Here is a 5,996-nt window from a genome sequence, read left to right on the forward strand (position 1 = left end):
GAGTTTGGCTGTTAATGCGTAGAGCAAAACAATACTAATAATAATAATTACAACTACTATAATAATTTGTATATAAGCTATTTTAGAGACTTGTTTTTGGATTGCTTCTACTGGTTCAGATGAACAAATTGTATAATTATTAAATTGAGAGCACATAGCTAATCTATCACCCCCTTGAATTCTTGTATAAGAAAAAGAATTATAATCTCCAGTTTGTTTAAATTTGCTTTCTATATTTGGAATATTTGAATTTTGTCCCAAAAATGCCTTATTTGAAGAAACAAAAACATAATTTTTTTGATCAAAAACGAAAACATCTCCTGATAATTTATCAAATTGTTTTTGTAAATTTGCATTTGAAACATCAATCGCTAAAACTCCAATAAACTTACCATCTTTATAAAAAGGCATAGAATAGGTAAAACAAGGAAGATTGGATGCAGTATCTATATAAGAAGGAGATTCGTATATACCATTTTGCTCCTTTGCATTTTTATACCAATCTCTATTCCTAGAATCATAGTTATTAGCTTTTCCATAAATAATAGCATCAACATTTTTTTTATCACTTCTTGGATCGCTTCCAATATATTCACCATTTGATAAACCTATATAAGCTGCTAATAAATCACCACCTTTTCTATAATTTTGAAAAATTAAGCCTGCATTATCTAAAACAGCTTTTTCATCGCTAAAACTGCTAAGAGGTAATTTACTTAAACTATTGGCGAGTTCCTTAAGAACGGTTAGTTTAACCTCGTTATAATTTGCCATAGAACTTTTTGCAGTTTTAACGTAGTTAGTTTGAGTTGAGATTACTTGTTTTAGTAAGGCATCTTTAACAAAAATAAAAGTTACAATACCTAAAGCAAGCAGACAAATAATAGCTATTATATTAGCTATTAAAGACATTTTAATTTTTATACTCATCTTTAAATACCACCTATTTTATTTTTAAAAAATATTAAAGATGATATTTTATAAAAATATAATTTATTTATTAATTAAATATTTAGATCAAGATTTTTTTACTATTTAGAATTTTGCTTACAAAATTATTCTATATCTTTATGCAAACAATGTTCAAAAATAAATCGATGTTCTTCTGGTAAAGCTTCAAATAAGGCATTGGCTAAATTTCTAATTTCCCAAAGAGCGGATTTTGAGCTGCGAAGTGAAATGAAATTTTGCAAACTCCTAGCATTTATGGTTAAAGTCAGTTCAGTTTTATAGCTTTCTGGTAAGCAATACTTAGCTATATCTAAACTAATGCTTTTTTGTAAGATCAGTCTTAAATTTTCCAAAGCTTTAATACTAGCATTATCCACCTCTTCATTTCCACAAAGCACCAAATATCGACTAGCATTTTCAAAATCTCCAACTTTAAATTCATTTTCATTGCGAAGTTCTTTTAAAGTGTATCTTGTGCTTTTTACACTAGGACTAGTATGACGATGACGTGCAACTTCTTGCAAACAAGCTCTTGAAATTCCTTGGATATAAAAAGTATAATTTAAATGTTCTAAAGTTGAGGCATGTTTAAATTTATTGCCAACGCGATCAATAAGCTCTTTATCTTTTTCGCCACCACAATCACCCTTTTCAAAACTTTGCCAACAAGTTCTTGTCGCATGAGAGCATACGGAAAGTGGAGTGTGAAAAAGTAGAGTGATTTTCATAATTTTTCCTTGAAAATGAAATTTTTGTTTTTTATAATTCTTGCATTTTTTACTTAAAATTCTAATGAAATAAAAAGTTTTATCAAGTTATAATTAAATTAAAAAATCAAGGTTGATTAAAGCGATGAAAAAACAAACAAAATATATCTTTGTAACTGGTGGAGTTTTAAGTTCTTTAGGAAAAGGAATTGCTGCAGCTTCCATTGCTACACTTTTAAAAAATTCAGGTTTGAAAGTAAGCATACTTAAAGCAGACCCTTATATTAATGTTGATCCTGGCACTATGAGTCCTTTTGAACATGGAGAAGTTTTCGTAACCGATGATGGGGCGGAAACGGATCTAGATTTGGGACATTATGAGCGTTTCTTAGATGAAAGTTTGTCTCAAGATAATAATTTTACAACAGGACGTGTTTATCAAAGCGTTATCGAGAAAGAAAGGCGTGGAGAATATCTTGGAAAAACGATCCAAGTGATTCCTCATATTGTAGGTGAGATTAAAGATCGTATCCAAAAAGCTGGTGAAGGAAAAGATGTTTTAATTGTAGAGATTGGAGGAACGGTTGGTGACATAGAAGGCCTTCCTTTTTTAGAGGCCATTCGTGCTTTACGTTTAGAAGTAGGCAAAAATAATGCTATGAATATACATCTTACATTAGTGCCTTTTATAAAAGCGGCAGGGGAATTAAAAACCAAACCTACTCAACATAGCGTAGGCGAATTAAGACGTATAGGAATCAGTCCTGATATGATAATTTGTCGCAGTGAAAAATCTTTAGATAGGGATTTAAAAGACAAAATTGCTATTTCTTGCGGAGTGGAAAAAAATTGCGTTATAGAAAGTATAGATGCAGCAAGTATTTATCAAATTCCGCTTAATTTTTTAAAACAAGATATATTAAATCCAATTGCAAGTATATTAGATCTTAAAATTTCAAAACCTGATATGCAAAATTGGAATAGTTTGGTAAAAAGGGTGATTGCACCAAGCAATGAAGTTAAAATTGCGTTTGTAGGAAAATATGTTGATTTAAAAGAAAGTTATAAAAGTCTTACTGAAGCTATTATACATGCGGGTGCAGCACTTGATACGAGAGTGGAGCTTAAATGGATCGATAGCGAAAAGCTTGAAAATTTAGAATCATCTGAAGCATTTAAAGATGTGAGCGGAATTTTGGTTGCAGGAGGCTTTGGAAATCGTGGCGTAGAGGGGAAAATAAAAGCGATTAATTATGCAAGAGAAAATAAAATTCCTTTTTTAGGTATTTGTTTGGGTATGCAGTTAGCTTTAGTAGAATTTGCTAGAAATGTTTTAAAATTAAAAGATGCTAATTCAAGCGAATTTGATGAAAAGTGTAAAAATCCTATTATTTATTTGATTGATGAATTCATTGATTCTAATGGAAAAAAACAAATTAGAACCGCTAAAACACCTTTGGGTGGAACGATGCGTTTGGGTGCTTATGAGTGTGAGATTAAGCCTAAAACAATTTTAGCAAGAGTTTATGGTAATACAAAAAGCGTAAAAGAGCGTCATCGTCATCGTTATGAAGCCAATCCAAAATACCGTAAAGATTTTGAAAATAATGGACTTATTGTAAGTGGAGAAAGTCAAGGGCTTATCGAGGCTATAGAGTTAAATTCGCATCCATTTTTCCTAGCCGTGCAGTTCCATCCTGAATTCACTTCAAGATTAGAGCATGCAAATCCAGTGATTTTTGGATTTATTGAGGCAGCAATCAAACATGAAAAAGATTGATAAAAGTGAAGTTAAAAAAATTTTAGCTTCACGTTTTGAAAAAGATCTTCATACTAAACTTTGTGATTTGCCGTTGCCGTGTTGCTTAAAAGATATTTATAAAGCAGCAGAACGCATAAAAAGTGCGATAGAAAAAAATGAAAAAATTGCTATTGTAGGTGATTATGATGTTGATGGTATAGTATCGTGTGTGATTATGGCGGAATTTTTTGATGATATAGGTTTTGATTATATCGTTAGAATTCCAAATCGCTTTAAAGATGGGTATGGGTTAAATTCTGAAATTATTAATGAGCTTGATGTCGATTTAATTATTACCGTAGATAATGGTATAGCAGCACTTGAAGCTGCTAAACTTTGCAAAGAAAAAAATATTGATCTAATCATTACTGATCATCACATGCCTCAAGATATTTTGCCTGATGCTTTTGCAATAATCAATCCTAAGCAAAAAGATTGCGAATTTCCAGATATTGAAATTTGTGGAGCACAAGTGGCATGGTATTTGATCGCTGCTTTAAAAGAGGTTTGCAAACTAAAATACGATATGAGTCGATTTTTAGAATTATTAGCTATTGCTATAATTGCTGATATGATGGAGCTTAGAGACTTAAACCGTGCTTTAGTAAGAAGAGGCATTGATTTTATTAACAAATCTAAAAGAGCAGCTTTTAAGGCTATTAAAAATTATTATCAAAAGGATAAATTTTCTCTAGATAGCATAGGATTTTTAATCGCTCCACTTATTAATAGTGCCGGAAGAATGGATGATGCTAGCATTTCTTATGAATTTTTGCACACTAAAGATTTAAATAAAGCCTTAGAGTATCTAGAGCAGATTGTTAATTTTAACGAAAATAGAAAAGATGAAGAAAAACAGCTTTTTGAAGAAAGTTTAAGTCAAATTAATGATCAAGATTCTTGTATTGTGGTATCTGGGATAAATTGGCATGAAGGGGTTTTGGGTATAGTAGCGAGTCGCTTGTCGAAACATTTTAACAAACCTGCCTTTGTGTTTTCCCAAAATGAGGATTATTTAAAAGGTAGCGCTAGAAGTGTTGGAAAGATTGATATTTTATCTTTAATCTCTAAAGCTAATTCTTTATTAAGTAATTATGGAGGGCATAAAGGTGCTGCAGGCATGAGTTTAAATGCACAAAATTTTGAAAAATTTAAAATTCTAATCCAGCAAGAATGTGCAAAAATTCCTGATAATGAATTTTTAGACACTGATGAAATTTTAGGGGTTTTAGATCCAAATGAAATTGATTTTGAAATGTTAGAAATTTTAGAATCTTTCGAACCTTTTGGCCATAAAAATCCTCGCCCTTTTTTTGTCTTAGAAAATCTAAAAGTGAAAAATAAAAAAATTTTAGGAAAAAATGAAAAACATTTAAAATTAGTTTTATCTAAAGAAAATAAGGTTGTTGAAGCTTTGTTTTTTAATTTTGACAAAGAGCCAAGCATCGATGAAAATATTAATATATTAGGAAGTATTTCTAAAAATGAATTTAGGGGACTTTTAACTCCTCAATTTATCATAAAAGAAATTTTAACTGAAGAAAAGATACGCAGGATTGATCAATGAAGCCAAAAATTGCAATTTTAGCAACAGGTGGAACTATAGCAGGAGTTATTGATGATGCTATTACGACAACGGGCTATAAAGCAGGAGCTTTAAATATAGAAGTTTTGCTTGATGCTGTGCCTCAAATTAAAGAATTTGCAACAATTGTAGGTTATCAGATATCCAATATAGATAGTTCTAATATGTCTAATGAAATTCAGCTAAATCTTGCTAAAAAAATCAATAAGCTTTTAACTAAAGATGAAATAGATGCCGTTGTGGTAACTCATGGAACAGATACCATGGAAGAGACTGCGTATTTTTTAAATTTAACCATTAAAAGCGATAAACCGGTTATCTTAACAGGTGCGATGCGTCCTTCTACAGCTATGAGTGCAGATGGATCTAAAAATTTATATAATGCTGTGGCTTTAGCCATTAATGAGAAATCTAAAAATAAAGGCGTTATGATTGTTATGAACGATCGAATTTTAAGTGCTAGAGCAGCAGTAAAAACTCATACTTTAAATTTGGATGCTTTTTCTTCTCCAAATTTTGGAGATTTGGGGTATATTTTAGATGGAAAAGTATATTTTTATAACACAATTAAAAAATTACATACCAAAAATACTCCATTTGATATCGATCATCTTGAAGACTTGCCCAAAGTTGATATACTTTATACCTATTCTAATGATGGAAGTGGCGTTGCAGCAAAAGCTCTATTTGAAAATGGAACTCAAGCTTTGGTGATAGCAGGAAGTGGATCGGGAAATATCCATGAAAATCAAAAAAATATATTAAAAGAGCTTATGAAAAAAAATCTTATCGTTGCAATCAGCTCACGCATACAAGCAGGAGAAGTTATTTTAAGCAAAGAAGATGAAGATCTCGGTTTTATTTGCACCCAAGATTTAAATCCACAAAAAGCTAGAATTTTACTCATGTTGGCACTTACCAAAACCAAAAATTCTAAAATAATTCAAAATTT

At 30.7% G+C, this 5,996-nt stretch carries 5 protein-coding genes; 3 read left to right on the forward strand and 2 right to left on the reverse strand.

What is annotated here, in order from left to right:
- Together H2280_RS07860 and thyX are read right to left on the reverse strand one after the other, a co-directional pair.
- Nucleotides 1-930, reverse strand: a 930-nt coding sequence (locus H2280_RS07860; RefSeq protein ID WP_337216183.1) for a cache domain-containing protein, incomplete at its 3' end; no start/stop codon positions are given.
- 125 nt (nucleotides 931-1,055) lie between these two features.
- On the reverse strand, nucleotides 1,056-1,679 hold the full coding sequence (thyX, locus tag H2280_RS07865; protein ID WP_137624536.1) for an FAD-dependent thymidylate synthase: 624 nt from the start codon (nucleotides 1,677-1,679) through the stop codon (nucleotides 1,056-1,058).
- A 124-nt stretch (nucleotides 1,680-1,803) separates the two neighbouring features.
- Here thyX and H2280_RS07870 point away from each other — a divergent pair, with 124 nt between their 5' ends.
- From H2280_RS07870 to H2280_RS07880, 3 genes are all read left to right on the forward strand, one after another.
- Nucleotides 1,804-3,438: a CTP synthase gene (locus H2280_RS07870; RefSeq protein ID WP_137624537.1), complete on the forward strand. Its 1,635-nt coding sequence runs from the start codon at nucleotides 1,804-1,806 to the stop codon at nucleotides 3,436-3,438.
- Complete coding sequence (gene recJ, locus H2280_RS07875; protein ID WP_337216184.1) at nucleotides 3,425-5,026, forward strand: single-stranded-DNA-specific exonuclease RecJ; 1,602 nt, start codon at nucleotides 3,425-3,427, stop codon at nucleotides 5,024-5,026. The genes H2280_RS07870 and recJ overlap by 14 nt, the downstream gene beginning before the upstream one ends.
- Nucleotides 5,023-5,996, forward strand: a 974-nt coding sequence (locus H2280_RS07880; protein ID WP_337216185.1) for an asparaginase, incomplete at its 3' end; no start/stop codon positions are given. The genes recJ and H2280_RS07880, both read left to right, overlap by 4 nt.

This window comes from Campylobacter sp. 2457A (assembly GCF_020135895.1).
GTDB classification, from domain to species: Bacteria; Campylobacterota; Campylobacteria; order Campylobacterales; family Campylobacteraceae; genus Campylobacter_D; species Campylobacter_D taeniopygiae.

What these genes read in the sequence shown, in the direction of transcription:
- H2280_RS07870 (WP_137624537.1), top strand. Translation starts at nt 1,804, where the DNA reads ATGAAAAAACAAACAAAATATATCTTTGTAACTGGTGGAGTTTTAAGT.
- thyX (WP_137624536.1), bottom strand. Translation starts at nt 1,679, where the DNA reads ATGAAAATCACTCTACTTTTTCACACTCCACTTTCCGTATGCTCTCAT.
- recJ (WP_337216184.1), top strand. Translation starts at nt 3,425, where the DNA reads ATGAAAAAGATTGATAAAAGTGAAGTTAAAAAAATTTTAGCTTCACGT.